A 25,935-nucleotide genomic window follows, 5' to 3' on the forward strand; every position below is an offset into this window, starting at 1 on the left:
TGGAGGGATGTGGGGACTGGTAGATCTTGGCAGTCCGCTCGCATGGTCCGCGCATGGACGGTGCATGCGTGGGGGCGGGTTTTCGGTGTTCAGGGTGTGGTCGTGTCGTGGGCGTTGAGGGTGTTGAGCGCGTGGGTGATGGTGCGTCGGGTGTCGGCTTCGGCGGTGCGTTGTCCTGCGCGGATTTGGGTGTCGAGTGCGGTTCGGGCGTCGGTGAGTGCGCCTTCGGGGTCGCCGAGGTGCAGGCGGGCGGTGGCGCGGACGGCGAGTGCGGCGGCGTGGTCGGTGGGGCGGTCGCCGGCCAGGTGTAGGGCTCGGGTGGCGTGGGTGGTTGCTGTGGTGGGGTCGTGGGGGAGGGCGGTGCGGGCGCGGGCGAGGGCGATGAGGTGGCGGCCGCGTTCGTAGGGGTGTTCGGTGATGAGGTGGTCGGCGTCGTCGAGGTGGGCGGTGGCGGTGGTCGTGTCGCCGGTGGTGCGGGCGAGGTCGGCGAGGCCGCAGAGGGCGTAGAGGGTGATGCGGTGGTCGCGGGTGCGGCGGGCTTCGTCGTGGGCGGCGTTGAGGTAGGCGCGTGCTTTGCGGTGGTCGCCGGCGTCGGTGTGGGTGTATCCGAGGCCGCACCAGGCGTTGATCTCGCCGTGGATGTGGCCGGTGTCGTGGTGGAGGCGGGCGGCTTCGGTGAGTGCGGTGACGGCGGCGGTCAGTTCGCCGCGGTCGCGGTGGAAGTAGCCGATGTTGGCGTGGACGGTGGCCTGGATGTCGGTGTCGTGTTCGCGTTGGGCGATGGTGAGGACTTCGTGGAGTGCGGTGAGGGCGGCGGTGGTGTGGCCGTCGCGTCCGTTGATGGCGGCGATGTTGTTCAGGACGCGCAGTTCGGTTGCGGTGTCGCCGATGTCGCGGGCGTGTCGCAGGGCGGTGCGCCAGAGGCCGAGGGCGCGGGTGTCGTGTCCTTTGTGGAATGCGACGGAGCCGAGGGCGTGGAGGGCGGTGGTCTCGCCGGGGCGGTCGCCGGTGGCGCGGGAGTGGGTGAGCGCGTGGGTGTGGGATTTCTCGGCGTTGTCGAGGTCGCCGGCGCGCCATTGGAGTCGTCCGAGGGTGTGGTGCATGGCGGCTTGGCCAAGGGTGCTGTTGTCGTGTTCGGCGGCGGTCAGGCCTGCGGTGGCCAGGGCGGTCCAGTGCTCGGTGGGTGCTTCTTTTTCGAGGGTGGGCGCGAGTGCGTGTGCGAGTTTCCAGGCGCGGTCGTGGGGGCCGTGCCTGGCGGCGTGGTGGACGGCGGCGGTGAGGTTGGGGAGTTCTTCGGTGGTGGGTGTGGTGGTGAGGTGGTGGTCGAGGAGGCGGGTGAGGGCTTCGGTGTGTTCGGGGTCGGCGGCGGCGAGTTCGGCGCCGAGTTCGCGGAGGAGGTCGTGGTAGGTGTGGCGGTCGTCGGCGATGGGGGTGAGGAGGTGGCGGGCGGTGAGTTCGTCGAGTAGGGGGCGGGGGTTTTCGCCGGTGATGGCTTGGGCGTGGGGGGTGGTGAGTCCGGCGGGGGTGGGGATGATCGCGGCGAGGCGGAAGAGGCGTTGGGCGGCGGGGGAGAGGGTGTCGTAGGAGAGGGTGAGGGCGCGGCGGATGTCGGCGCGGGTGTCGCCGGGGATGCGGAGGGTGTCGAGGGGTGCGGCGGCGGTGTTGGCGGTGAAGCGGGCGAGGGTTTGGTGGGGGTTGTCGGCGAGGCGGGCGGCGGCGATGCGCAGGGCGAGGGGGAGTCGTCCGCACAGTTCGGTGAGGGTGGCCGCGGCGGTGGGTTCGGTGGCCAGTCGGGCGGGTCCGATGACGTGGGCGAGGACGTCGAGGGCGGCGGTGGGGTCGAGGGGTTCGAGGGTGATGCGGTGGGCGTTGTCGATGGCGACGAGTCCGGCGAGGCGGTCGCGGCTGGTGGCGATGAGGAGGCAGCCGGGTGCGCCGGGGATGAGGGGGCGGACCTGGTCGGGGGTGGCGGCGTTGTCGCAGATGATGAGGACGCGGCGGCCGGTGAGGGTGGAGCGCAGGAGTGTGCGGCGTTCGTCGGGGTCGGTGGGGACGCGGGTGGCGGGGACGCCGAGGTCGGTGAGGATGGCGGGGATGTGGTCGTCGGCGCTGCGGGTGGGGCCGGGGTCGAAGCCGCGCATGTCGAGGTGGATCTGGCCGTCGGGGTAGCGGTGGGCGGTGTGGTGGGCCCAGTGGACGGCGAGGGTGGATTTTCCGGTGCCGGCGGGGCCGGTGATGACGATGAGGCGGCTTTCGGCGTCGGCGGCGGTGGTGAGGGCGTCGAGTTCGGTGGTGCGGCCGGCGAAGACGGTGGCGCCGGCGGGGAGTTGGTGGGGGACGGGCCGGGGTGGGGGTGTGGTGAGGCCGGGGTCGGCGCCGAGGATGCGCTGGTGGAGTGAGCGCAGTTCGGCCGAGGGTTCGAGGCCGAGTTCGCCGGCGAGGTGGGCGCGCAGGGCGCGGTAGACGGTGAGCGCGTCCTCGGTGCGGCCGCTGCGGAAGAGGGCGAGCATGAGTTGGGCGTGGGTGCGTTCGCGGCCGGGGTGGGCGTTGGTGTGGGCGGTGAGGTCGGCGACGAGTTCGCGGTGGCGGCCGAGGTCGAGCATGGCGTCGGCGCGGGCTTCCATGGTGGACAGTCGTAGTTCGTCGAGGCGGGCGGCCTGGGTTCGGGCGGGTGGGGTGTCGAGTCCGGTGAGGGCGGGGCCGCGCCAGAGGGCGAGGGCGCGGTCGAGGTGGTGGAGGGTGCGTTGGGGGTCGTGGTCGTCGGCGGCGCGGGTGGTGTGGTGGTGGAAGAGGTCGACGTCGAGGGTGTGGTGTGCGAGGTCGATGGCGTAGCCGGGGGCGCGGGTGATGACGAGGTGGTCGCCGAGGGGTGCGAGGGCGCGGCGGAGTTCGGTGACGAGGGTGCGTACGCGGGCGCCGGTGCTGGCGGGCTGGTCGTGGCCCCAGATGTAGCTGGCGAGTGCTTGTGGGGTGACGGTTTCGCCGCCGAGGAGGAGTCCGGCGAGCAGGTGGGTCTGCTGGGGGCTGAGGGGGGCCGCGCCGTCGACGGTGGGTGGGCCGAGGAGCCGGAAGGCCGGGGTCGGGTCGGGCGGCATGGCGTCGATGATGGCAGAGCGGGGGTGCGCGCCCGGCTCGCCGGATCAAGGGGTGGGACGGCGGAGGTGAGCTTGGCCACGTGGCGGATACTCTGTGTTCCATGTCTGCGACCGATGGTGTTTTCGCGCGGCGTCTGGCCGAGCTCGCCGGTGCCGAGTTGCTCTCTCTTCGCGAGTCGATGGGTTTCGACGATCCGGCGAAGTTGCGCGCCGAGGGGGACCGCCGCGCGCACGAGCTGATCATGGCGGAGTTGGCGCGCGCTCATCCCGGTGACGCGGTGCTGTCCGAGGAGGGCAGCGGCGAGCAGGGGCGTACGGGCACGTCACGGCGGTCGGCCGAGCGGGTGTGGATCGTCGATCCGCTCGACGGGACGCGTGAGTTCGGCGAGGAGGGGAACAGTGATTGGGCGGTGCACATCGCCCTGTGGGAGCGTGGCGCGGGCTTGAGCGAGGGTGCGGTTGCGTTGCCCGCGAAGGGTTACACGCTCGCTACCGACGAGCCGCCGCCGCATCCTGAGCAGGGCGGCGACGTGGCGGAGCTGGGCCCGCGGGTCGCGGTGAGCCGTTCGCGGCCGCCGGCGTTCATGACGGAGCTGGCGGCTTCGACGGGGTCGCGTCTGGTGCCGATGGGGTCGGCGGGTGCGAAGGTCGCCGCCGTGGTCACCGGTACAGTTGACGCTTACGTGCATGCCGGTGGCCAGCATGAATGGGATTCGGCGGCGCCGGTCGCGGTCGCCCTGTCGGCCGGTCTGCACGCCTCGCGCATCAATGGTGTTGCGCTGGAGTACAACGCGGCGGATCCGAAGTTGCCGGATCTGATGGTGTGCCGCCCTGAGTTGGCGCCGGTGCTGCTGGCGGAGTTGGCGAGGCTGCTCTAGTGGGCGGCGGTGTTTCGCGGAAGGGGCCCGACGTGGGCGATTACCGGGTCAGTCACCTCGACGCCCTTGAGGCCGAGAGCGTGTTCGTGTTCCGTGAGGTGATGGCGGAGTTCGAGCGGCCGGTGCTGCTGTTCTCCGGCGGCAAGGACTCGATTCTGATGCTGCACCTGGCGATCAAGGCGTTCGCGCCGGCGCCGGTGCCGTTCCCGGTGATGCACGTCGACACCGGGCACAACTTCGCCGAGGTCATCGAGTACCGCGACCGCCGGGTCAAGGAGCTGGGTCTTTCGCTGGTGGTCGCCAGTGTGGAGGAGGGCCTGACCTCGGGGCTGGTGACCGAGCAGCCCGATGGTGTGCGCAACCGGATCCAGACGCCGGTGCTGCTCGACGCCGTCGAGAAGCACCGTTTCGACGCCCTGTTCGGCGGGGCGCGGCGCGATGAGGAGAAGGCGCGCGCGAAGGAGCGGATGTTCTCCTTCCGTGACGAGTTCGGGCAGTGGGATCCGAAGAACCAGCGGCCGGAGCTGTGGTCGCTGTACAACGCGCGGGTGCATCCGGGCGAGTCGATCCGGGTGTTCCCGCTGTCGAACTGGACCGAGCTGGACGTGTGGCACTACATCGCGCGGGAGAACATCGACCTGCCGTCGATCTACTTCGCCCACGACCGTGAGGTCGTCGAGCGCGACGGGATGCTCTACGGCGTCGGTGAGCACATCTTCGCCCGTGAGGGTGAGACGGTCCGCACCGAGCGGGTGCGCTACCGGACGGTGGGGGACGCGACGTGCACGGCGGCGGTGCCGTCGGACGCGGTGACGGTCGAGGCCGTCATCGCCGACGTGTCGTCGACGAGGATCACCGAGCGCGGCGCGACGCGTGGAGACGACCGGGTCGGCGAGGCCGCGATGGAAGACCGCAAGCGGGAAGGGTACTTCTAATGGGAGATGTCGCGGTTTCGGCCGAGCCGATGGAGCTGTTGCGGTTCGCGACCGCCGGCAGTGTCGACGACGGTAAGAGCACGCTCATCGGGCGGCTGCTGTACGACACGAAGACGCTGTTCGACGACCAGCTCGCGGCGGTGGAGGCGGTCTCGTCGGCGCGGGGTGACGACTACACCGACCTGGCGCTGCTGACCGACGGTCTGCGCGCCGAGCGGGAGCAGGGCATCACCATCGATGTCGCCTACCGGTACTTCGCCACGCCCCGGCGCAAGTTCATCATCGCCGACACGCCCGGGCACATCCAGTACACGCGCAACATGGTCACCGGCGCTTCGACGGCCGACCTGGCGCTGATCCTGGTCGACGCGCGCAAGGGCCTGGTGGAGCAGTCGCGGCGGCACGCGTTCCTGTGCTCGCTGCTGCGGGTGCCGCACATGGTGTTGTGCGTCAACAAGATGGACCTGGTCGACTACTCGCAGGAGGTGTTCGAGCGGATCGCCGCGGAGTTCACCGCCTTCGCGACGAAACTCGACGTGCCCGACCTGACGATCATCCCGGTGTCGGCGCTGCGCGGCGACAACGTGGTGGACCGCTCGGAGAACATGCCCTGGTACGCCGGGTCGTCGCTGCTGCACCACCTGGAGCGCGTGCACATCGCCTCCGACCGCAACCTCGTCGACGTGCGTTTCCCGGTGCAGTACGTGATCCGGCCGCAGTCGAACCAGCACCGCGACTACCGCGGCTACGCCGGGCAGGTCGCCTCGGGCGTGCTCAAGCCCGGCGACGAGGTGATGGTCCTGCCCAGCGGGTTCACCACGAGGATCGCCTCGATCTCCACCGCCGACGGGGAGGTCGCCGAGGCGTACCCGCCGATGTCGGTGACGGTCCGGCTGGCCGACGAGCTCGACGTGTCGCGCGGGGACCTGATCTGCCGCCCGAACAACCGGCCGGAGACCGCGCAGGACATCGAGGCGATGATCTGCTGGATGGACGAGAAGGCGCCGCTTCAGCGGGGCCGCAAGTACGCCATCAAGCACACCACGCGCACCGCGCGCACGATCGTGAAGGACCTGCACTACCGGCTCGACATCAACACCCTGCACCGCGATGAGGCCGCCGACGGGCTGGCCCTCAACGAGATCGGCCGCGTCCGGCTGCGCACGACCGTGCCGCTGCTGTGCGACGAGTACCGGCGCAACCGCGAGACCGGCGGGTTCATCGTCATCGACGAGGGCACCAACCGGACCGTCGGCGCCGGCATCATCGTCGGCGCCGCCTGAGGTTTCGCGAAGGCGCCTCACCGTCAGATAGGTGGGGCGCCTTTCTCGTGCCCTTCACGTCACGTCGATCGCGACGGTGAGGTCCCGGCCGAGGAGCGCGGCCAGGCGGGCCGCCTCCGACTCGATCGCGCCGCGGGGCGGACCGCCGGCCTCGGCGAACCAGGAGACGGCCAGTGTCTCGGCGCCGGCCTTCCAGGTGCCGCTGACCACACCGGTCGCCAGGACGAGGTTGGCGCCACGGGTCACCGCCTTGCGGCGCTGCGCGGGCACGATCCGCTCGTCGGCCGTGCCGGGACCCAGCACCCACTGGTCGTGACCGGGAAGCAGCGTGACGGCGGTCGTCTCGGCCTGCGCGTCGAGGCCGTCGAGATGTTCCCGGGAGACCAGCATCGGCTCACCGGCGACGGTGACCTCGGCGAGCTTGCCTGCCAGATCGCCCACCCAGGCGGTGATCCGGCGGCGCCCGGCGCCCAGTCCGCTGCCGAGCCAGTGGGCCGCGTGGTCGAGCGTCGCGGGGCCGTAGGCGTCGAAGTAGGCGGCGACGGCCGCCGGCCCGGCGTCCTCCAGGCCGGGGATTGCGCTCCACGTCGGGCTCGCGGCGGGGGACTGGAAGGTCCGCACCCCCTCGCGGCCGGGTCCGAAGCACAGGTCGCCCTGCCAGGCGAAGGGCTTGAGCAGCGTTTCGCCGGTGTGGGCGAGTCCGGGTCCGAGGTGGGCGAAGCGGGCGTGCGCGGTCACTCCGGCGATGAGCTGTTCGCGGGTGATGGGGCCGTCGGCGACAAGGCCGCGGACGATCTCGCGCAGTGGTGGCCAGTCCTCGGGTTCGAGGCGGTAGTGGCCGATCCAGCTCGACCGCTCCCACATCCGCCCGGCCGCGCGCAGGGCCAGGTAGCGACCGGCACGGGCCGGATCCATGAGGTAGGTGGCGCCGCCGAAGGCGTAGGTCTTCATCAGGCGCCCCGACTCCAGCGCCCGGGCGACCTCGCCCGGCGCGGAGTCCGTCATCCGTCGGCGGACGGCGAGGTCGGCGTCTCCGGAGACGGCCGGCACCGCCCCGAGGCGGGCGACGACGTCCTCGGCGGTGTCGGCGCCGCCGGTGAGGAAATGGCGCCCCATCCGCCACGACAGGGCCTGCGCACGGCTGATTCGCATGCGGTCACCTTAGGCGTTTCGGCCGGCGGTGCCCGGGGGCTAGTCGAACTCCAGGCTGCCGAGCAGTGCGTCCATCGCCGCCGGGAAGACGCCGGGGTCGTACACATAGGACGGATCGGGCGGGATCATCGTGAAGGTGATCACCGACCGTTCGTGGTAGGCGGTGTAGGTCAGCATGCCGGGCCTCATGAGCGGCCATTCGGCGACCACGACGCGGAAACCGTTGAGTTCGAAGGTCTCCAGCACACCGCGGTCGGCCGGAAGGCTGTCACCGGGCGGATTGGCCTCCGCCGAGGCCGCCAGCTCCTCGTCGCCGAGGCCGTCGGTGTCCACAGGGGACTCGGTGTTCTCCCGGGTGATGCGCGCGAAGGCGGGCAGCCACGACTCCGGCAGCAGGTCGCCGCTTTCGGGGTGCACGGCGAACCCGGCCGGGACGGTGAAGGTGTAGTCGAGACCGGTGTCGTGGACCAGATGCGTGCCCGGGCCGGTGGCGATCGGGGGCAGATGCCGCCCGGCGTTCGGGTCGACTCGCGCCTGTTCGGCGGGGAAGGACAGCTTGAACGCCGCCGCCCATACCGCGAGGGTGATGACGATGAGGATGGCGGTGCGGATCGGCCGGCGCTTCACGACAGCACCGTCAGGTGGTTGAGGGCCGTCGCGCAACCGCTGAGGACCTCGGCGCGGTCGGCCGAGTCGGGCAGGAAGCAGTCGACGGCGATGATCAGGCCGGTGCCGAAGAGGTAGGTGGCCACGCCCTTCCACTTCTCGCCGTCGCCGTAGGCCAGTTCGATGGCGGGCAGGCCGCCGATGGTGCGGTGGACAAAGGCGCCGACGCGGGCGGCGTCGTCGCGGGTGAGCAGCGCGGCGGCCTTCTCGCGGGAGGCGACGTCGCCGCTGGACACCCCGGCGGCGGGCGTGAACTGCCGGATTCGCAGCGGCGACAGCTCGGCGAGGGCGTTCTCCGGGGTCGGCCAGTCCTGCGGCCGTAGGGTCGCCACGTCGGGGACGTTCTCGTCGGCGTTGGGATAGACGCTCTCGACCAGCGGTCCCTCGGTGTCGGCGACACCCACGAGGGTCGGAGGGACGTCGGCGGGCGGGGGGTCGAGGAAGGGCATGACGAGCGCGACGAGTCCCAGGACGATCAGCACGGCCAGGAGCCACCGCACGTTGACGCGTTCGGGCATAGGCGACAGCGTAGCCGCGTTCAGAGCGGGAAGACGGCGCGAATGTCGTCCCCGTCGACGCTCAGTTCGGCGCCGTTGCGGGCGAGGGCGGCGCGCGATCCGTGGTTGCCGGTGGTGGTCTCGGCGGTGACCGTGGTCGCTCCCAGGGCTTTCGCCTCGATCAGCACCAGTCGCACGGCTTCGGTGGCGAGGCCTTTGCGGCGGTGGGAGCGGGCCACCCAGTAGCCGATCTGGCGGCCGGTCTCGCCGTCGCGGTCGAGGCGGACGACGCCGGCGGGGGCACCGTCCACTGTGATCACGTAGGAGAGGTGGTCGGGTTCGGCGAGGCGGGCGTGCTGGAAGTCGGTGAACGCCGCGATCCGTTCGGCGGTCCAGTCCTCGCCGGGGCCGTCGACGGGCGGCATGACCTCGTTGGGCACGGCCTGGGCGATGGCGAGGTCGCGAAGGGCGGGCACGGTGTCGGCGTCGAGGGGTCGCAGTTCGGCCTTCGTCACCGCGCGAAATCTACCCCTCCTCCGAAAGTACCGTCGGCTTCACCGCCGAAGGTGAGGCGTTGCTGTGCGTTTGGCGAATCCTGTGTAAGGGTTGCGGAGTGATCGTCGCGGTAGGAATCGACGTGGTTCTCGTCGAGAGGTTCGCGCGGGCCATCGCCCGCACCCCTCTGTTGGCCGACCGTTTGTTCACCGAGGGTGAGCAGACCACCGCAAGCGGGAATCCGCGTTCGGCGGAGTCCCTGGCGGCTCGTTTCGCCGCCAAGGAGGCGGTGGCCAAGGCTCTCGGCGCGCCCGGTGGACTGCATTGGCACGACTGCGAAGTGGTGTCGGATCCCGATGGCCGGCCGTGGCTGACGGTGGCCGGGACGGTCGCGGCGGTCGCGGCCGATCGTGGTGTGGCGCGCTGGCATCTGTCCTTGTCGCACGACGGCGGGATCGCTTCGGCGATAGTCGTCGCGGAGGCTTGAGCCGGTGCGCGCCGGGGTATGCGGCGTTGCGGGTGCGGTTCGCCGAATCGCGCAAAGGCGGGCCGTGCGCGGTCCGATCGCGCGAAGGTGGATCGCATGATGGTTCGAGTCGAGGTCGGGGTCTGATGCGCGCGGCGTTTCGTGCCGAGCAGGTCCGTGCCGCCGAGGCGGCGCTGATGGCGAAGCTTCCCGAGGGCACTCTCATGCAGCGCGCCGCGGCGGGTCTGGCCCGTCGTGCGGTGTTGATGCTGCCCAAGGTGTACGGCTCGTCGGTGCTGCTGCTCGTCGGGTCGGGCGACAACGGCGGTGACGCGCTGTACGCGGGGGCGATCTTGGCCCGGCGGGGTGCGCGGGTGTTGGCGCTGCGGCTTTCCGAGCGGGTCCACGCCGATGGGCTGGCCGCGTTGCGCGCGGCCGGTGGCCGTGTCGTCGACGCGCCCCCTGCGGCCGTCGACCTCGTCGTCGACGGGATGCTCGGCATCGGCGCCCGTGGCGGGCTGCGCCTCGACGCGGTCGCCGTGCTGTCGGCGCTGCCGCCCGCGCCCGTTCTCGCCGTCGACCTGCCCAGCGGCGTCGACGTCGACACCGGTGCCCTCCCCGGCCCTTCGGTGGCCGCCGACGTCACCGTCACCTTCGGGTGCCTCAAACCCGCGCTCGTCGCCGGGCCCGCCGCCGCGCGCGCCGGGCTCGTCGAACTCGTCGACATCGGACTGGGCCCCTACCTCCCCGACGACCCGCGCGTCCTGATCCCCGACGCCGCCGACATCGCCGCCGCCTGGCGCCACCCGCGCCCCGGCGACGACAAGTACACCCGCGGCGTCCTCGGCCTGGCCGCCGGCTCCAAGCGCTACCCGGGCGCGGCGCAGCTGTCGGTGTCGGGCGCGCTCGCCGGGCCCGCGGGCTACATCCGCTACGCCGGACCGGCGGCCGCCGACATCCGCGGCCGCTTCCCCGAGGTCGTCACCTACGACCGCGCCGCCGACACCGGCCGCGTCCAGGCGTGGACGATCGGGCCGGGGCTCGGCACGGACTCCACGGCCACCTCCGAGTTGCGCTCCATGCTCGACGACCCGGTCCCCGCCTGCCTCGACGCCGACGCGCTGACCATCCTCGCCAGGGAACCGGCGCTGCTGGCCTCCCGCGGCGCGCCGACGGTCCTCACCCCGCATGACCGGGAGTTCGCGCGCCTCAACGACGACGAGCCGCCCGGCGCCGACCGCATCGCCGCCGCCGAGGAACTCGCGCGACGCTACGGCGCCGTCGTCCTGCTCAAAGGCCCCCGCACGATCGTGGCGACCCCCGACGGCCGCACCTACGCCAACCCCACCGGGCACGCCGCGCTGTCGACGGCCGGTTCCGGCGACGTCCTCGCCGGGCTCCTGGGCTCCATGCTCGCCGCCGGAGTCGAACCGGGAATGGCGGCGGTGTCGGCGGCCTACCTGCACGGCCTGGCGGGTGCCCGCGCCGCCGAGGACGGGCCCGTGTCGGCCACCCGTGTGGCCGCCGCGCTGCGTCCGGTCGTCCGCGACCTCACCGGCCCGGCGTGACGCCCGGGTGGACGGCCACGGACGAACAGTGACCGGACGTACGCTGTGACCATGCTTTTTCAGACCGAGGCGCTCGTCGACCTGGCCGCCGTCGGCGCGAACACCGCGCTGATGGCGGCGATGACGCGCGCCGAGGTCATGGCCGTGGTCAAGGCCGACGCCTACGGCCACGGCCTCGTCCCCTCCGCCCGCGCCGCCCTCGAAGGCGGCGCGACCTGGATCGGCGTGGCCACCCTCGACGAGGCCCGCGCGATCCGCCGGGCCGGGATCACCGCCCCGACGCTGGCCTGGCTGCACACCACCGGCCAGGACTTCGCCGAGGCCGTCACCGCCGAGGTCGACCTGTCGGTCTCCTCCCTCGCGCAGCTCGAAGAGGTCACCGAGGCCGCACGCGGCACCGGCCACCTCGCGCGCCTGCACCTCAAGGTCGACACCGGCCTGTCGCGCGCGGGAGCCCTGCCAGAGGACTGGCCGCGCCTGCTCGACGCCGCCGCGAAGGTCCAGGCCAACGGCCACGCCGAGATCATCGGCGTGTGGAGCCACCTCGCCCGCGCCGACGAGCCCGACGCCGACTCCAACGCCGCCCAGCTGCTGGCCTTCCTCGAAGCCCTCGACGCCGCCGACGCAGCCGGAGTCCACCCGCCGCTGCGGCACCTGGCCAACACGCCCGGCCTGCTCGCCGCGCCCGAGACGCACTTCGACCTGGTCCGCCCCGGCCTCGGCCTGTTCGGACTGTCGCCCTTCGCCGGCCGCGACCACGGCCTGCGCCCGGCGATGACGCTGCGCGCGAAGGTCGCCCTCGTCAAACGCGTCCCCGCCGGGACCAGCGTCTCCTACGGCCACACGTACACCACGAGCGAGACGACGACCCTCGCGCTGGTGCCCCTCGGCTACGGCGACGGCGTGCCCCGCGCGGCCTCGGGCCTGGGTCCCGTCGACATCAACGGCCGACGCTTCACCGTCGCCGGGCGCATCTGCATGGACCAGTTCGTCGTCGACGTCGGCGACCACCCCGTCGCCGAAGGAGACGTCGCCACCCTCTTCGGCCCCGAAGGCCCCTCGGCCGACGACTGGGCCGAGGTCACCGGAACCATCAACTACGAGATCGTCAGCCGCATAGCCCCGCGCGTCCCGCGCCGCCACATAGGGGGCACGACGTGACCGAACCCAAACCGCCCGCCAGCAAGGCTAAGAAGGCCGGCATCATCGGCGCGATCGTCGGCCTCGCGGCCGCCGGGATCGCCGCCGGCGTCGGCACGCAGAGGTACCTGGTGCGCAAAGCACGCAACACCGACGACGATCCCTACACCGACGAGCCCTTCGGCCTGCTGCCCTACGACCGCTCCGAGACCGTGACCAGCACCGACGGTGTCGAGCTGTACGCCGAGGTCGAAGGCGCCGACGACGCTCCCGTCACGGCCGTGTTCGTGCACGGATTCTGCCTCGACATGGGCACCTTCCACTTCCAGCGGCGCGCGCTGACGGAGGCGAGACTCCCCGTCCGGGCCGTCTACTACGACCAGCCCGGCCACGGCCGATCCGGCGGGCTGCCGGTCACCGAGTACGGCATCGAGAACCTCGGCGACGGGCTCGGCGACATCATCGACGCCATCGCCCCCGAAGGACCCCTCGTCCTCATCGGCCACTCCATGGGCGCGATGACGATCATGGCCCTGGCCGAGAAGCGCCCCGAACTGTTCGCCGAGCGCGTCAAGGGCGTCTCCCTGCTGTCGACCAGCTCCGGCGGCCTGTCCGAGGTCTCCTTCGGTCTTCCGAAGATGATCTCCCAGCTGCGCCGGCCCCTCCTGCCGCTGGTCACCCGCGCGGCGACGATGACGCCGACCATGATCGACCGCGCCCGCCGCGCCGCCGGCGACGTCGCCTGGCTCCTGACCCGCCGCTACGGCTTCGGCACCGCCCGGCCCAGCCCCAGCGTGGTCTCCTACGTCGAGCTGATGAACACCGCGACGCCCATGGGGACCGTCGCCGGATACCTCAAGACCCTCATGGAGCACTCCCGCGCCGACAGCCTCATGGCCTTCACCGGCGGCGACGTCCTCATCATCGGCGGCTCCAAGGACCTGTTCACCCCGGTGGCGCACACCCGCCTGCTCGCCGAGGCCATGCCCGCCGCGCGTCTGGTCGTGCTGCCCGAGGCCGGGCACGTGGCGCCCCTCGAATTCCCCGACGAGGTCTCCGGCCCGATCATCGCCCAGTTGCACCGCATCTGCGAAGCTGTCACGGCCACACCCCTCAAGAAGCTGTTCAGCCGCCGTCGCAAGAAGGAGACCGGCAAGTGACCACCGGGAGTTCGGTGCGCGTGGAAGCCGCGCGTGTCGACGACACCAAGGCCATCGGCGAGCGCCTGGCGAAGATCCTGCGCCCCGGAGACCTGATCGTGCTGATCGGTCCGCTCGGCGCGGGCAAGACGGCGTTCACGCAGGGCCTGGGCGCGGGCCTGGGCGTGCGGGGGAACGTGACGAGCCCGACCTTCGTGATCTCGCGCGTCCACCGGGGGCCGCTGCCGCTGGTGCACGTCGACGCCTACCGGCTCGGCGGGACGCTGGAGGTCGACGATCTCGACCTCGACGCCGACGTCGCCGACTCGGTGACGGTCGTCGAGTGGGGTGAGGGCCTGGTCGAGCAGCTGACCGACGGGCATCTGGAGGTGCGCATCGAGCGTCGCCCCGACGATGTGCGGGAGCTGACCTTCACCGGTGTGGGCGCCGACTGGTCGCGGCGGCTCGAAGGCTTCCGGGCGGGCTGAACGCGTCTCCCGGCGTGCCGTCGGCGCATGCGGGCGGCGCGGCCGGTCGCGGCCCGCATAGGATGCCCAGCGTGCATGTACTCGCCGTCGACACCTCGACTCCCGCGACCACCGCGGCGGTCCTCGACGTGTCGGACACCGCCGTCACGGCCCTGTCGGAGCATCGCGTCGTCGACGCCCGCGCGCATGGCGAGACCCTGTCGCCGCTGATCGCCGAGGTGCTCGCCGAGGCCGGGATCGCCGCCGGTGACCTCACCGCGATCGTGGCCGGGGTCGGGCCGGGCCCGTTCACGGGCCTGCGCGTCGGCCTGGTGACCGCCGCGGCCATGGGGCACGCGCTGGTCGTCCCGACCTATGGGGTCTGCTCCCTCGACGCTTTGGGCGCCGGTACGACCGGTTGTGTGCTGGTCGCCACCGACGCCCGCCGTCGCGAGGTCTACTGGGCGGTCTACAAGGACGGGCAGCGTGTCGAGGGGCCGTCGGTGGACAAGCCGGCCGAGTTGTCCCTCGAAGGCGTGGACGCCGCCGTCGGCGACGGTGCGCGTCTGTATGCGGAGGTGCTGGGCGTCGAGATCCGCGACGAGCCGCGCTATCCGCCGTTGCGCGCGTTGACGGAGGCCGCCGTCGAGCGGATCCGCGGGTCGGCGCCCAGCGAGGTGCTGACGCCGCTCTACCTGCGCCGTCCCGACGCGACGCCGCCGCCGGGTGTGCCGGTCACTTCACCTTGAGGGAGCGCAGGACCGTCTCGCAGGCGTCGCCGAGTTCGGCGGGCATCTCGTCCCACTGGCAGACGACCTGGACGAGGTTGGGGCCGAAGAACAGGTAGGTCGACTCGAAGGTGATGACCTTGCCGTCGGTGTTCTTCTCCAGGGATTGGACGAAGCCCCGGTGGCGGTTGGCGATGGCCAGGATGGGGTCGCCCTTGGCGGTGACGCCGGCGGCGGTGTTGTACTCGGCGATCTTGGCGATGAGTTCTTCGTCGGTGGCGCCGGTGAAGTCCTGGGGGAGCGCGTAGGAGACGACCATGATCGCCTCGACGCTGGTGACGTCTTTGAGGGCGATGATGCGGGGTGTGCGGTAGCTCTCGGAGACGAGCATGGGGAGGGGGACCGCGGAGGTTTCGCCGAAGTCGGCGGGCATGCGGAAGCTCACGGCGAGTCGGCCTTCGGCGTCGACTTCCTGTGTGCTGGAGGGTTCGGGGCCCGGGTCGGCGTTGTCCTCGGGTGTGCACGCGGTCAGCGCGACGGCCGCCAGCGTGAGCGCGGCGATCAGGCGGTTCCAGCGCGGCAAGGCGCACCTCCGGGGTCGTGTCGGGGGCTGTCTGCGGTCTGGGTCGGACCGGTCGCTCCAGCGTACGGCCTGACGACCACCCCGCCACCCCGCCCACCGGGCCCAACTCCACCCCCAACCCACCCGGCACCGAGCGCAACCCACCCGGCTCTGACCCCGACCACGTCGAGCCGGTGCGTACGCCGGGCCGCTCGCAGGAGCCGTCTTCGGCCGAGCCCCACCACGCGCAGCCCCAGACGGCGGAAGCGACCGGCCCGGCCAGGACCGGATCCGCGCCGAAGGCGCAAGATAACCCCGTGAGACTTGAGCGGTTGCGTTGGTGGCATATCGAGGATCTTCTGCCGATCGAGCGGGAGGTCTTCGGTGCCGAGGCGTGGAGTCCGGCGATGTTCTGGTCGGAGTTGGCGGCGGGGCATCACTATCTGGTCGTCCTCGACGGCGGCGCCGCTGTCGGCTCCTCCGGTGATGAGGGTGCCTCCGGTGAGTCGGTCGCCGCGTACGGGGGCCTGTCCTCCAGCGGTGAGGACGCGTGGATCAACAACATCGCGGTCGTCCCGGGGTACCGCAGGCGTGGTCTGGGGCGTCTTCTGGTCGAGGCGTTGTTGGCCGAGGCGGCTCGTCGGGAGGCCCGGAGGGTGGCACTTGAGGTGGCCGTCGACAACGGTCCCGCGCAGCGCCTTTACGATGCCTACGGGTTCAAGCAGATCGGGTTGCGGCGCGGCTACTACCAGTCGACGGGCACCGACGCGCTGGTGATGATCAAGGAGCTTTCGTGAGCAACGAGCCGCTGGTCCTCGGTATCGAGACCTCGTGCGACGAGACGGGTGTGGGCATCGTGCGGGGGCACACGCTGCTCGCCGACGCGGTGGCGACCAGTGTCGACCAGCACGTCCGTTTCGGCGGGGTGGTGCCGGAGGTGGCGAGCCGGGCGCATTTGGAGGCGATGGTGCCGACGGTGCAGCGGGCTCTCGATGACGCGGGTGTGGCGCTGTCGGACGTCGACGCGATCGCGGTGACGGCCGGTCCGGGTCTGGCGGGTGCGCTGCTGGTGGGTGTGGCGGCGGCGAAGGCGTACGCGTTGGCGGCGGGCAAGCCCTTGTACGGCGTGAATCACCTGTCGGCGCACATCGCGGTCGACACGCTGGAGAACGGCCCCATTCCGGCGCCGGCGTTGGGACTGCTGGTGTCGGGCGGTCACTCGTCGCTGCTGCTCGTGGAGGATCTCGCCGGGCGGGTGGAGCCGCTGGGCTCGACGATCGACGACGCGGCCGGTGAGGCCTACGACAAGGTCGCGCGGCTGCTCGGGATGCCCTTCCCCGGCGGCCCGCCGATCGACCGCGCCGCTCGTGAGGGCGACCCGGGGGCGATCGCTTTCCCGCGCGGCCTTACCGCCCACCGCGACATGGAGAAGCACCGCTACGACTTCTCCTTCTCGGGCCTCAAGACGGCCGTGGCGCGCTGGATCGAGGCGAAGAAGCGCGCGGGCGAGGCCGTTGCGGTCAACGACGTCGCGGCGTCCTTCCAGGAGGCCGTGTGCGACGTGCTGACCAGGAAGGCCGTCGCCGCCGCGAAGGACCACGGCATCGACACGCTCCTGCTCGGCGGTGGCGTCGCGGCGAACTCGCGCCTGCGGTCGATGGCCGTCGAGCGCTGCGAGAAGGCGGGGATCCGGGTGCGCGTGCCCCGGCCGGGTCTGTGCACCGACAACGGCGCGATGGTCGCGGCCCTGGGGTCGCATCTGGTCGCCGCGAACGTGGAGCCCTCGGATCTCGGTATCCCCACCGACTCGGCGCTGCCGGTAGAGCTGGTGAGCATCGTCCGGCGCGAAGTCGCTGCCCGTTGAGGCAGACTTGCCTCGCGCACCTGTCCCTACCAGTGAAAACGTGCCACGCTCGGATGTGACGGACACCTTTCTCCCGTCCGGAGAGTCCCATGCGCGAGCACGCCGGAACCGCCACGGCGTCGCGGCCCGACCGCGACGACCGCAGAGCCGCGCAGCGCCCGCCGCATCCCTTGCTGGCATTGCAGGCGAAAGCGGGCAACCGCGCCGTCGCCGGACTCGTCGCGGTCCAGCGCTGTGGCCCCATCCCGCACGACCAGTGCCCCTGCAACACCGATGAGGACACCAAGGTCCAGCGCCTCGCCGACGGCGCGGGCCTGGTCGCCGGTTTCGCCGCGCCGCCCGGGTCCTTCGGTGCCGGCCTGCCCGAACTGAGCGGATCCCTCGCCGAGCTGCGCGCCGGCGACGGACCCGACAGCGCCGGGAAGATCCCCGTCGTCGACCAGCGCCCCGGCAAACCCGCCGCGAGGGCGCCCGCCGCCTCCAAACCCGTCAGCGATCCCAAGCTGGGCCCACCGCGCACACCCGCGCCGGTCAGCCCGCCGGTCACCGCCCTCGACAGCGGACCGCGGCCCGTCCTGGAACTCACCGGCGAGGCCGACCCGGCCCTCGCCCACCGGGCGGGCGACGCGGCCCTCGGCGAGCTGGGCGCGGTCGCCACCGAGTCCGGGCAGGAGGCCGCCGCCGACCACGGGGAGAACGCCGTCGGTGAGGCCGCGCCCCCGGTGCGCGTGGCGCCCCCGCAGGGAGTGCAGGTGCCGCCGGTGTCGCTGAACGTGCCCGCGATCGCCGCTTCGGGCGGCGACTCGCCGGCGATGGCGCAGGCCGAGTCCAGCGTCGGCGGATGGCTCACCGAGCGGACGGGAGCCGTGGCGGCGAGCCTGCGCGCGGAGGAGTCGGCCGGGCGCGACCGCGTCGACAAGGCCGTCGGCGAGGGAGAGGTCCAGGTCGCCAAGGCCACCGCCGACACCACGGCCCGCCAGCAGGCCCTCGGCGGCGGTGTTCAGCAGGACGTCGCGGGTGAGCGGAGCCGCTGGACCACGGCGGCGACGTCGATGCACACCGAGCACGCCGCCTCGACCAAGGCGAAGCTGTCGGCGCTCGACGCGGGAGTCGGCGGAGTCGTCGGCGAGGCCGACCGGGGCGCCAAGCGCGAGTACGCCTCCGCCGAGCAGGCCGCCAAGGCACAGCAGGCGAAGGACCCCTCGCTCCTCGACCGCGCCGCCGGGGCGCTCAACAGCCTCAAGCAGGCCGTCGGCGGCCTCTTCGACCGCGCCAAGCAGGCCGCCAAGGGCCTCTACGACGCGGCGAGGGCGAAGGTCGCGGGGCTGGTCGGCGCCTTCGCCGACGCCGTGCGCGCCGGCGCGGCCGCCGTCGCCGGGAAGATCCGCGCGATCGCCGCGCAGGCGAAGGCCGCGATCGCCGCGAAGATCCGCGCCGCCGTGGACGCGGTCACCAAGGCCGCGACGGACCTGGCCGCCTTCGGCCGCAGGATCCTCGACGGGGTCGGCGCGGCGATCCGCGCCGGGCTCGCCGCCATCGGCCGCGCCACCCGCGCGGCCGTCGACGCGCTGGGCAAGGCCGCCGAGGCCATCCGCAAGGCGCTGGCGGTCGTCGGGCAGCTCATGGCGAAGGTCGAGGCCTACGGGCCGTTCCCGCAGGGCATGTACGCCTGGGCGGAGCGCTGGGGAAAGCTCGCCGACGATCTGCCCGCCGGCGCGACGACCGCGCAGCTGGCCGCCAAGCCGCCCACACCGAGCGCGCCGTCCGGCGGCGGCGGCGACCCCCTCGGCGCGGGCGACGCCGGCGGCTGCGGCGTCTGCAAGGGCTCGCCCGGCGTGGCGGGCACGGCGGCGCACGGGATCATCTCGGGCGTCTTCACCGGGCTGTACCCGAACTCCTTCGCGCCGTACCCCGTGCGTGGAGCGCCCGGCCAGGCCGGAAGCCTGGCCGCCGACCTCGCGATCGACAACCCCGGCGGGCCCCTGGAACTGGGCGAGATCAAGCCCGGCCACGCCAAGGGCTTCGGGGACGGGGTCGGATCGATCGCCAAGTACCTGCCGGCGCTGATGGCGCGGTTCCCCGGCCGACAGATCGTGCCCCTCACCAAGCCGATCCCGCCGGCGTTCTACCCCAACCCCGAAGGCGGGCCCACCTGCCCGACGCAGAAGTTGTTCGTGTTCCCGCCGGTCGGCGGCATCTACGGCTACTTCTGCATCCCGGAGTTCAAGGAACTCATCGCCTCGGGCAAGTGCAAGTGCAAGAAGGAAGAGCCGCCCGACCCGCCGCCGGTCCCCGTCGACGTGAAGGAAAAGGACAAGGCGAAGGACAAGGACACCGAGAAGGACAAGGAGAAAGAGAAGGAGAAGGGCAAGGACGACGTCCCCGACGGGCCCCTGCCCGACCCCGCCTACGCCAAGGCCATCCAGCTCGCGATCATCGTCCTGTGCGCCGCCATCGCCGCCCTCCTCCTGTGGCCCGAACCGATCGGCAAGGCCGTCAGCGCGGTCGTCGGCATCGCATCGTTCGCCGCGCTGATGCTGATGATCAGCAAGGCCGAGGATGAGGGAAGACCCACGGCTTGATCGGGCCCGAACTCATCCGCATGTCCGCCCCACGCGAGGTGTTCCTCCGGCTCGTCAACGGCGTCTGCGACGGCGATCCGGACCTGGCCGGCCCGTACACCGAGCGCACACACGTGACGCACCCCTTCCACCCCGCCGACGCGCCCGCCTTGACGAGCCGCGAAGCGCTGCGCGAGCACTTCAACGGCCCGCCCCGCGCGGTCTTCCCTCCGACCTGGCGAGCAGAGTGCTCAGAACCTCCGGTACGCGCCGAACTGCCGGTCCCCGGCGTCTCCCAGCCCTGGCACGATGAACGCCTCGTCGTTGAGCCCCTCGTCGATCGAGGCCGTCGTCAGCCTCGGCACCAGCCCCGACTCGCGCAGCCGTTCGACGCCCTCCGGTGCCGCCAGCACGCAGATCACGTCGATGTCGGTGCAGCCGCGGCTGACGATCATCTCGCAGCACGCGACGAGCGAGCCGCCGGTGGCCAGCATCGGGTCGAGCACGATGACGTGCCGGCCGCTGAGGTCGTCGGGGAGGGACTCCATGTACGCGCGGGGCTCGTGGGTCTTCTCGTCGCGCGCGAGGCCGACGAATCCCATCGACGCCTCGGGCAGGATCGCGTGGGCGGCGTCGGCCATGCCGAGCCCGGCGCGCAGGACGGGCACCAGCAGCGGCGGGTTGGCCAGGCGGGTGCCGGTCGTGGGGGCCACCGGGGTGGTGATCGGGTACCGCTCGGCGGCGATGCCGCGGCTCGCCTCGTACACGAGGAGGGTCGTCAGCTCGTGCAGAGACGCCCGGAAGGTGCCCGAGTCGGTCTCGGCAGCGCGCATCGTGGTGAGCCGCAGGGCGGCGAGGGGATGATCGACAACGTGTACGTCCACAGGCTCAGACCCTAGCGGCTACTCCCCGGTAGCCCGCACGCCCGGCCCGTACACTCACCTGCATGACCGAGCTGTCCACCCTTCTGTCGGGACTGCCCGGCGTGGACCGGGTCGGCGCCGACCAGCGCGCCGCGACCCTGGCCACCCGGTCGATCAAGACCACCGCGAAAGCGTGGGCGATCGACCTGGCCATCCGGATGGTCGACCTGACCACTCTCGAAGGCGCCGATACCCCCGGCAAGGTCCGCACCCTGTGCGCCAAGGCCCGCAGACCCGAGCCGTCCGACCCGACGTGCCCGAGCGTCGCCGCGATCTGCGTGTACCCGTCGATGGTGCCGGTGGCGGCCGAGGCCCTCAAGGGCTCGGGCGTGCACCTGGCGAGCGTCGCGACGGCGTTTCCGTCGGGCCAGGCGCCCCTCGACATCCGACTCGACGACACGCGCGCGGCCGTCGCCGCCGGTGCCGACGAGATCGACATGGTGATCAACCGGGGCGCGTTCCTGTCGGGTGACGTCGACCGCGTCTTCGACGAGATCGTCGCGGTCAAGGAGGCCTGCGGCAAGGCCCACCTCAAGGTCATCCTGGAGACCGGCGAGCTGGTGACCTACGACAACGTCCGCCGCGCGTCGTGGCTGGCGATGAAGGCCGGCGCCGACTTCATCAAGACCTCGACCGGCAAGATCTCCCCGGCGGCGACCCTGCCGGTGACGATGCTGATGCTGGAGGCCGTGCGCGACTACCGCGAGGCCACCGGCCGCAAGGTCGGCGTGAAGCCCGCCGGCGGCATCCGCACCACGAAGGACGCGATGAAGTACCTCGTCGTCGTCAACGAGACCGCCGGGCCGGACTGGCTCGACCCCGACTGGTTCCGCTTCGGCGCCTCCAGTCTCCTCAACGACCTGCTGATGCAGCGCCAGAAGCTCACCACCGGCCACTACTCCGGCCCCGACTACGTCACGGTGGACTAGACCATGTCGATCTTCGAGTACGCACCCGCGCCCGAGTCGCGCGACATCGTCGACATCAAGCCGTCCTACGGCCTGTTCGTCAACGGCGAGTGGGTCGACGGCAAGGGCGAGGCCTTCAAGACGGTCAACCCGGCGACGGAGGAGACGCTCGCCGAGGTGTCCTGCGCCTCCGACTCCGACGTCGACGCCGCCGTGGCCGCCGCCCGCGCGGCCTTCGACAAGGTGTGGGGTCCGATGCCGGGCCGCGAGCGCGCGAAGTACCTCTTCCGCATCGCCCGCATCATCCAGGAGCGCGGCCGGGAGCTGGCGGTCCTGGAGTCGCTGGACAACGGCAAGCCGATCCGTGAGTCCCGCGACGTCGACATCCCGCTGGTCGCCGCGCACTTCTTCTACTACGCCGGGTGGGCCGACAAGCTCGGTCACGCCGGGCTGGGCCCCGACCCGCGCCCGCTGGGCGTCGCCGGTCAGGTCATCCCGTGGAACTTCCCGCTGCTGATGCTGGCCTGGAAGATCGCGCCGGCGCTGGCCTGCGGCAACACCGTGGTGCTCAAGCCGGCCGAGACGACGCCGCTGACCGCGCTGCTGTTCGCCGAGATCTGCCGTGAGGCCGACCTGCCGCCGGGCGTGGTCAACATCGTCACCGGCGCGGGCGAGACCGGCGCTGCCCTGGTGAACCACGGGGGCGTGAACAAGGTCGCCTTCACCGGTTCGACCGAGGTCGGCCGCCGCATCGCCGAGTCGGTCGCCGGGACGTCCAAGAAGCTCACCCTCGAACTGGGCGGCAAGGCCGCCAACATCGTCTTCGACGACGCGGCCGTCGACCAGGCCGTCGAGGGCGTGGTCAACGGGATCTTCTTCAACCAGGGGCACGTGTGCTGCGCCGGTTCGCGGCTGCTGCTCCAGGAGTCGGTCGCCGAGGACTTCCTGTCCCGTCTGCGCCGCCGGATGGCCACGCTGCGCGTCGGCGACCCGCTCGACAAGAACACCGACGTCGGCGCGATCAACTCCGCCGAGCAGCTGGCGCGCATCCGCGAGCTGTCCGAGATCGGCGAGGCCGAGGGCGCCGAGCGCTTCACCGCGCCCTGCGAGCTGCCCGATCGCGGCTTCTGGTTCGCGCCGACGATCTTCACCGGCGTCTCGCAGTCGCACCGCATCGCCCGCGAGGAGATCTTCGGGCCGGTGCTGTCCGTGCTGACCTTCCGCACGCCCGACGAGGCCGTCGCGAAGGCCAACAACACCCCGTACGGCCTGTCGGCCGGGGTGTGGACGGAGAAGGGCTCGCGGATCCTGTGGATGGCCGAGCGCCTGCGCGCGGGCGTGGTGTGGGCCAACACCTTCAACAAGTTCGACCCGACCTCGCCCTTCGGCGGCTACAAGGAATCCGGGTACGGCCGCGAGGGCGGCCGTCACGGGCTGGAGGCGTACCTCGATGTCTGAACGGTCCAACGCGAGCGAGACGCGCCTGTCCGTCCGTAAGACCTACAAGCTCTACGTCGGCGGGAAGTTCCCGCGCAGCGAGTCCGGGAGGTCGTACCAGGTGACCGGCACCGACGGGTCGACGCTCGCCAATGCCGCCCGCGCGTCCCGCAAGGACGTCCGCGACGCGGTCGTCGCCGCCCGCAAGGCCCAGCCCGGCTGGGCCGGGTCGACGGCCTACCTGCGCGGCCAGATCCTCTACCGGGTCGCCGAGATGCTCGAAGGCCGCCGGGCCCAGTTCGTCGAGGAGGTCCGCGCCGCCGACGGTGCCACGAAGAAGGTCGCCGAGGCCTTCCTCGACGCCGCCGTCGACCGCTGGGTCTGGTACGCCGGCTGGGCCGACAAGGTCCCGCAGGTCCTCGGGGGCGCCAACCCCGTAGCCGGTCCCTACTTCAACCTGTCGAGCCCCGAGCCGACCGGTGTGGTCGGTGTCGTCGCGCCGCAGAAAGGGCCGCTGCTCGGCCTGATCAGCGTCATCGCCCCGGCCATCGTCACCGGCAACACCGTGGTCGTGCTGGCCAGCGAGGACAAGCCGCTGCCGGCGATCACGCTCGGGGAGGTCCTGGCCACCTCCGACCTGCCCGGCGGTGTGGTCAACATCCTCACCGGGCACGTCGCCGAGATGGCCCCGCACCTCGCCTCGCACGCCGACGTCAACGGCGTCGACCTGACGGGCGTCGACGACGCCGAGCTGGCGCGTTCGCTGGAGGTCTCGGCCGCAGGGAACCTCAAGCGCGTGTTCCGCGCGGGCAACGAGGACTGGCTGGCCGAGCCGGGGATCAAGCGCCTGCGGGCCTGGACCGAGATCAAGACCGTCTGGCATCCCGCAGCGGGCTAGAGGATATTCACCCGGATGCGTGGAGGTCGATGCTCGGCACGCATCCGGGGATACCCCTTGAGTGTGCGGGTAGACGTGTACACGTCGACGGACTGTTTGTGCGCCTTTAGCGCAGGTCGCGGGTTATGTCGGCGATGCGACAGGCGTCGGCCGACGGCCCCGCCGAGACAGTGGCGACGGTCGAGGCGCCCGCCCTCGGGGAGGGCACCCGGGTTTCGAGGGTCGTCCACAGGCCCGCGAAGTAGTCGCGCAGCAGCAGGTGCGGGAACAGGTAGTCGTCGCCCAGCCGCTGGAGGAGCAGGGAGTCGGCGGCGTGGTCGAGGACGCCGCGGGCGGGGGAGTCGAGCAGTCCGCGCCGGGCGAGATCGCGCCGCATGAACCACTGCTCGACCACCGCGGCCGCACCGAGCCCGGAGACGATGTAGCAGCCGGTCGCGACCCCGGCGAAGGTCGCGAAGGGCACGCTCCCGGCCGGCCCGGTCCACCACACGGTCGTCAGCAGCGCCACGCCGAACACGGTCACCGAGCAGAAGGCGGCCCGCAGCGCCGCCAGGCGCAGGAACGCGCCGAGCACGGGTGAGGGGACCTCCGAGCGGGTGCGGCCGGGCGCGGGTTCGTCGTACCACTCCCCGGCCACCGTGCCCCGGGCGAGCAGGCACGCGAAGACCGCCGCCAGGCCGTGCAGTATCCCGGTCCAGGCGTGCGAGTGGTACCAGCTGGCGAAGGTGCCGACGGTCATGCCGAGCAGGACGACCGAGGCCAGCTGCGGCTTCTCGGTCATGACGTCCTCGATGCCGCTCGCCAAAGAGATTCCCGGCCCGTTGCGCTCCGGGATCACCTGGCGGCGGCCGTCCTCGTCGAGGCCGATCCCGAGGGAGGTCAGCGACACGTGGTAGGTCTCGGGCAGGAAGTAGAGCCCGGCGAGCGCGCCGATCGCCGCGCCGCCGGGACCGGCCCACCACCAGCCGGCGGCGGCCAGCACGGGGATGTAGGCCAGCGTCAGCCACTTCGGCAGCCGGGAGTAGGGCGGCAGGCCCGCGACGCCGTCGAAGGTGAAGATGGTCCGGCTGCTCAGTTTCAGCTGGACGGCGATGAAGGCCAGTTGCTCGACGACCCGGCGCGGCGGGTGCGCGGGGTCGGAGCGCTGGACGAGCATCCGCCGCACGTAGGCGGTGAGGAGGCGGCGGACCGGGTCACCGCCACCGTCGTCGGCGGACGCGGGCGCTTCGCGGTAGGCGAGCATGAGCACGCTGAGCAGCAGGGGCGTGGTGACGAGCGCGCGCAGGTCGGGCGCCTCGTCGAGTACCCTGCGGGCGATGGCCAGGCGGTGTTTGCGCAGGAAGCGGTCGACATCGGCGGTCGCCAGCGGCTGGATCTCGACGCGCCCGCGCAGGGTGAGGGTCTCGCCGAGGGCGCGATACTCGCGGCTGCGACAGCACACGACGATCGGGACGGTCGGGTGCTTCTCGCGCAGACGGTTGATCGCCCGCAGGCATTCGGTGCGGAAGATCTCGGCGACCTCGTCGAGGCCGTCGAGGAGCAGGACGAGCTCGGCGTCGCGCAGCCAGGCCGCCAGGTGCTCGGCGGGGACGCGGTAGCGGCGGGCGGCCTCCTTGACCAGCCACGACTCGAAGTCGGTGATCCCGTCCCACGACGCGAGGTTGACCAGCAGCGGGACCGCGCGGCCCGGGTGCTCGGCGCGGTCGAGGAGGTCGCGGAGCAGTTCGAGCATCGTGGTCGTCTTGCCCGCCCCCGGCTCGCCCAGGACGAGCATCCAGCCGCGCATCTCACCGTCGAAGATCTCGGTGATCGACTGGCCCCCGCGCAGTCGGCGGGGCTCGGTGCCGGGCGCGATGACCCGCACGCCCCACGGGTGGGGCTCGTCGACGGTGGTGGCGAACTCCAGCCGCAGCCGCGCCTTGGCGTAGAGGGACTGTTCGAGCACGCCCGCGATCCAGGAGTCGTGTTGCGCGGCCAGCAGCACCTCGCGCGTCCGCGCCGGATTGCCCCTCGCCGACACCGGGCCGTCGCGCCGCTCGGTTCGGACCGTCACCACGATCACCGCCCCGGCCAGCACGAGCAACAGCGGCCAGGCCAGCCACCGGTAGGGCAGGAGCGCCCCGGGCAGCTCGGCGCTGGCCACGTTGACGACCAGGCTCAGCGCGACGGTGCTCAGCAGGACCAGGGCGATGGTGCCGCCGACGGGCGTTCGACGCATGAGTCCTTTGTAGCCGATGCGCGCCGCAGAGTGCTCGCCCGATGTGTGCAAAGGG

At 72.0% G+C, this 25,935-nt stretch carries 23 protein-coding genes; 15 read left to right on the forward strand and 8 right to left on the reverse strand.

Annotation, left to right across the window (positions count from 1 at the left end; genetic code table 11):
• Window positions 1-89 precede the first annotated feature (89 nt).
• Window positions 90-3,095 (reverse strand): BTAD domain-containing putative transcriptional regulator, encoded by a 3,006-nt coding sequence (locus tag AB0I28_RS16165; protein ID WP_357493844.1) that lies wholly within the window; start codon window positions 3,093-3,095, stop codon window positions 90-92.
• 101 nt (window positions 3,096-3,196) lie between these two features.
• Between AB0I28_RS16165 and AB0I28_RS16170 the strand changes: the two genes are divergently transcribed.
• Genes AB0I28_RS16170 through cysN form a run of 3 tightly spaced genes read left to right on the forward strand, consistent with a single transcriptional unit; the run spans window position 3,197 to window position 6,191 of the window.
• Window positions 3,197-3,973: a 3'(2'),5'-bisphosphate nucleotidase CysQ gene (locus tag AB0I28_RS16170; RefSeq protein ID WP_357493846.1), complete on the forward strand. Its 777-nt coding sequence runs from the start codon at window positions 3,197-3,199 to the stop codon at window positions 3,971-3,973.
• 32 nt (window positions 3,974-4,005) lie between these two features.
• Window positions 4,006-4,908, forward strand: a complete 903-nt coding sequence (gene cysD / locus AB0I28_RS16175) for a sulfate adenylyltransferase subunit CysD (RefSeq protein ID WP_357493848.1) — start codon at window positions 4,006-4,008, stop codon at window positions 4,906-4,908.
• The gene (cysN, locus tag AB0I28_RS16180) at window positions 4,908-6,191 is read left to right on the forward strand and encodes a sulfate adenylyltransferase subunit CysN (RefSeq protein WP_357493850.1); all 1,284 of its coding nucleotides are present in this window, start codon (window positions 4,908-4,910) and stop codon (window positions 6,189-6,191) included. The genes cysD and cysN overlap by 1 nt, the downstream gene beginning before the upstream one ends.
• A gap of 54 nt (window positions 6,192-6,245) precedes the next feature.
• On the opposite strand, the gene AB0I28_RS16185 is transcribed toward cysN, so the two are convergent.
• Genes AB0I28_RS16185 through AB0I28_RS16200 form a run of 4 tightly spaced genes read right to left on the reverse strand, consistent with a single transcriptional unit; the run spans window position 6,246 to window position 9,021 of the window.
• The gene (locus tag AB0I28_RS16185) at window positions 6,246-7,343 is read right to left on the reverse strand and encodes a crosslink repair DNA glycosylase YcaQ family protein (RefSeq protein ID WP_357493851.1); all 1,098 of its coding nucleotides are present in this window, start codon (window positions 7,341-7,343) and stop codon (window positions 6,246-6,248) included.
• Window positions 7,344-7,382: 39 nt separating this feature from the next.
• Window positions 7,383-7,970: a hypothetical protein gene (locus AB0I28_RS16190; protein WP_357493853.1), complete on the reverse strand. Its 588-nt coding sequence runs from the start codon at window positions 7,968-7,970 to the stop codon at window positions 7,383-7,385.
• The gene (locus AB0I28_RS16195) at window positions 7,967-8,527 is read right to left on the reverse strand and encodes a hypothetical protein (RefSeq protein ID WP_357493855.1); all 561 of its coding nucleotides are present in this window, start codon (window positions 8,525-8,527) and stop codon (window positions 7,967-7,969) included. The genes AB0I28_RS16190 and AB0I28_RS16195 overlap by 4 nt, the downstream gene beginning before the upstream one ends.
• 20 nt (window positions 8,528-8,547) lie before the next feature.
• Window positions 8,548-9,021, reverse strand: coding sequence for a GNAT family N-acetyltransferase (locus tag AB0I28_RS16200; protein WP_357493857.1), 474 nt, complete (start codon window positions 9,019-9,021; stop codon window positions 8,548-8,550).
• 98 nt (window positions 9,022-9,119) lie between these two features.
• Between AB0I28_RS16200 and AB0I28_RS16205 the strand changes: the two genes are divergently transcribed.
• From AB0I28_RS16205 to tsaB, 6 genes are all read left to right on the forward strand, one after another.
• Window positions 9,120-9,488 carry a holo-ACP synthase gene (locus AB0I28_RS16205; RefSeq protein ID WP_357493858.1) on the forward strand — a complete coding sequence of 123 codons (369 nt, stop codon included), beginning with the start codon at window positions 9,120-9,122 and terminating at the stop codon, window positions 9,486-9,488.
• 125 nt (window positions 9,489-9,613) lie between these two features.
• The gene (locus AB0I28_RS16210) at window positions 9,614-11,035 is read left to right on the forward strand and encodes an NAD(P)H-hydrate dehydratase (protein WP_357493860.1); all 1,422 of its coding nucleotides are present in this window, start codon (window positions 9,614-9,616) and stop codon (window positions 11,033-11,035) included.
• 51 nt (window positions 11,036-11,086) lie between these two features.
• Window positions 11,087-12,196: an alanine racemase gene (gene alr / locus AB0I28_RS16215; protein WP_357493861.1), complete on the forward strand. Its 1,110-nt coding sequence runs from the start codon at window positions 11,087-11,089 to the stop codon at window positions 12,194-12,196.
• Window positions 12,193-13,335, forward strand: coding sequence for an alpha/beta hydrolase (locus tag AB0I28_RS16220; RefSeq protein ID WP_357493863.1), 1,143 nt, complete (start codon window positions 12,193-12,195; stop codon window positions 13,333-13,335). Before alr ends, AB0I28_RS16220 begins: the two co-directional genes overlap by 4 nt.
• Window positions 13,332-13,802 carry a tRNA (adenosine(37)-N6)-threonylcarbamoyltransferase complex ATPase subunit type 1 TsaE gene (gene tsaE, locus AB0I28_RS16225; RefSeq protein ID WP_357493865.1) on the forward strand — a complete coding sequence of 157 codons (471 nt, stop codon included), beginning with the start codon at window positions 13,332-13,334 and terminating at the stop codon, window positions 13,800-13,802. Before AB0I28_RS16220 ends, tsaE begins: the two co-directional genes overlap by 4 nt.
• Before the next feature lie 71 nt (window positions 13,803-13,873).
• Entirely contained in the window at window positions 13,874-14,530 is a 657-nt protein-coding gene (tsaB, locus tag AB0I28_RS16230; RefSeq protein ID WP_357493867.1) for a tRNA (adenosine(37)-N6)-threonylcarbamoyltransferase complex dimerization subunit type 1 TsaB, read from the forward strand.
• Here tsaB and AB0I28_RS16235 read toward each other — a convergent pair.
• Window positions 14,517-15,092: a hypothetical protein gene (locus AB0I28_RS16235; RefSeq protein WP_357493869.1), complete on the reverse strand. Its 576-nt coding sequence runs from the start codon at window positions 15,090-15,092 to the stop codon at window positions 14,517-14,519. The genes tsaB and AB0I28_RS16235 overlap by 14 nt on opposite strands.
• Window positions 15,093-15,388: 296 nt before the next feature.
• On the opposite strand from AB0I28_RS16235, the gene rimI reads away from it, so the two are divergent.
• The 3 genes from rimI (at window position 15,389) to AB0I28_RS16250 (ending at window position 19,517) form a co-directional block, all read left to right on the forward strand.
• Window positions 15,389-15,868: a ribosomal protein S18-alanine N-acetyltransferase gene (gene rimI, locus AB0I28_RS16240; protein ID WP_357493871.1), complete on the forward strand. Its 480-nt coding sequence runs from the start codon at window positions 15,389-15,391 to the stop codon at window positions 15,866-15,868.
• A complete protein-coding gene (gene tsaD, locus AB0I28_RS16245; protein WP_357493873.1) occupies window positions 15,865-16,935 on the forward strand; it encodes a tRNA (adenosine(37)-N6)-threonylcarbamoyltransferase complex transferase subunit TsaD in 1,071 nt (356 codons plus the stop codon). Before rimI ends, tsaD begins: the two co-directional genes overlap by 4 nt.
• Before the next feature lie 89 nt (window positions 16,936-17,024).
• Entirely contained in the window at window positions 17,025-19,517 is a 2,493-nt protein-coding gene (locus AB0I28_RS16250) for a hypothetical protein (protein ID WP_357493875.1), read from the forward strand.
• 230 nt (window positions 19,518-19,747) lie between these two features.
• Here AB0I28_RS16250 and upp read toward each other — a convergent pair whose 3' ends face one another.
• A complete protein-coding gene (gene upp / locus AB0I28_RS16255; protein ID WP_357493877.1) occupies window positions 19,748-20,380 on the reverse strand; it encodes a uracil phosphoribosyltransferase in 633 nt (210 codons plus the stop codon).
• Window positions 20,381-20,442: 62 nt separating this feature from the next.
• Between upp and deoC the strand changes: the two genes are divergently transcribed.
• Genes deoC through AB0I28_RS16270 form a run of 3 tightly spaced genes read left to right on the forward strand, consistent with a single transcriptional unit; the run spans window position 20,443 to window position 23,662 of the window.
• Window positions 20,443-21,348 (forward strand): deoxyribose-phosphate aldolase, encoded by a 906-nt coding sequence (gene deoC / locus AB0I28_RS16260; protein WP_357493879.1) that lies wholly within the window; start codon window positions 20,443-20,445, stop codon window positions 21,346-21,348.
• 9 nt (window positions 21,349-21,357) lie between these two features.
• Complete coding sequence (locus AB0I28_RS16265) at window positions 21,358-22,785, forward strand: aldehyde dehydrogenase family protein (RefSeq protein WP_357494281.1); 1,428 nt, start codon at window positions 21,358-21,360, stop codon at window positions 22,783-22,785.
• On the forward strand, window positions 22,778-23,662 hold the full coding sequence (locus AB0I28_RS16270) for an aldehyde dehydrogenase family protein (RefSeq protein WP_357493881.1): 885 nt from the start codon (window positions 22,778-22,780) through the stop codon (window positions 23,660-23,662). Before AB0I28_RS16265 ends, AB0I28_RS16270 begins: the two co-directional genes overlap by 8 nt.
• A 106-nt stretch (window positions 23,663-23,768) precedes the next feature.
• On the opposite strand, the gene AB0I28_RS16275 is transcribed toward AB0I28_RS16270, so the two are convergent.
• Window positions 23,769-25,880, reverse strand: coding sequence for an NACHT domain-containing protein (locus AB0I28_RS16275; protein WP_357493883.1), 2,112 nt, complete (start codon window positions 25,878-25,880; stop codon window positions 23,769-23,771).
• Window positions 25,881-25,935 lie beyond the last annotated feature (55 nt).

Origin of the sequence: Phytomonospora sp. NPDC050363 (genome assembly GCF_040655735.1) — a bacterium.
GTDB lineage: Bacteria > Actinomycetota > Actinomycetes > Mycobacteriales > Micromonosporaceae > Phytomonospora.

What these genes read in the sequence shown, in the direction of transcription:
- AB0I28_RS16270 (WP_357493881.1), top strand. Translation starts at nt 22,778, where the DNA reads ATGTCTGAACGGTCCAACGCGAGCGAGACGCGCCTGTCCGTCCGTAAG.
- AB0I28_RS16195 (WP_357493855.1), bottom strand. Translation starts at nt 8,527, where the DNA reads ATGCCCGAACGCGTCAACGTGCGGTGGCTCCTGGCCGTGCTGATCGTC.
- AB0I28_RS16165 (WP_357493844.1), bottom strand. Translation starts at nt 3,095, where the DNA reads ATGCCGCCCGACCCGACCCCGGCCTTCCGGCTCCTCGGCCCACCCACC.
- AB0I28_RS16250 (WP_357493875.1), top strand. Translation starts at nt 17,025, where the DNA reads ATGCGCGAGCACGCCGGAACCGCCACGGCGTCGCGGCCCGACCGCGAC.
- deoC (WP_357493879.1), top strand. Translation starts at nt 20,443, where the DNA reads ATGACCGAGCTGTCCACCCTTCTGTCGGGACTGCCCGGCGTGGACCGG.
- AB0I28_RS16170 (WP_357493846.1), top strand. Translation starts at nt 3,197, where the DNA reads ATGTCTGCGACCGATGGTGTTTTCGCGCGGCGTCTGGCCGAGCTCGCC.
- alr (WP_357493861.1), top strand. Translation starts at nt 11,087, where the DNA reads ATGCTTTTTCAGACCGAGGCGCTCGTCGACCTGGCCGCCGTCGGCGCG.
- AB0I28_RS16185 (WP_357493851.1), bottom strand. Translation starts at nt 7,343, where the DNA reads ATGCGAATCAGCCGTGCGCAGGCCCTGTCGTGGCGGATGGGGCGCCAT.
- AB0I28_RS16210 (WP_357493860.1), top strand. Translation starts at nt 9,614, where the DNA reads ATGCGCGCGGCGTTTCGTGCCGAGCAGGTCCGTGCCGCCGAGGCGGCG.
- AB0I28_RS16275 (WP_357493883.1), bottom strand. Translation starts at nt 25,880, where the DNA reads ATGCGTCGAACGCCCGTCGGCGGCACCATCGCCCTGGTCCTGCTGAGC.
- cysN (WP_357493850.1), top strand. Translation starts at nt 4,908, where the DNA reads ATGGGAGATGTCGCGGTTTCGGCCGAGCCGATGGAGCTGTTGCGGTTC.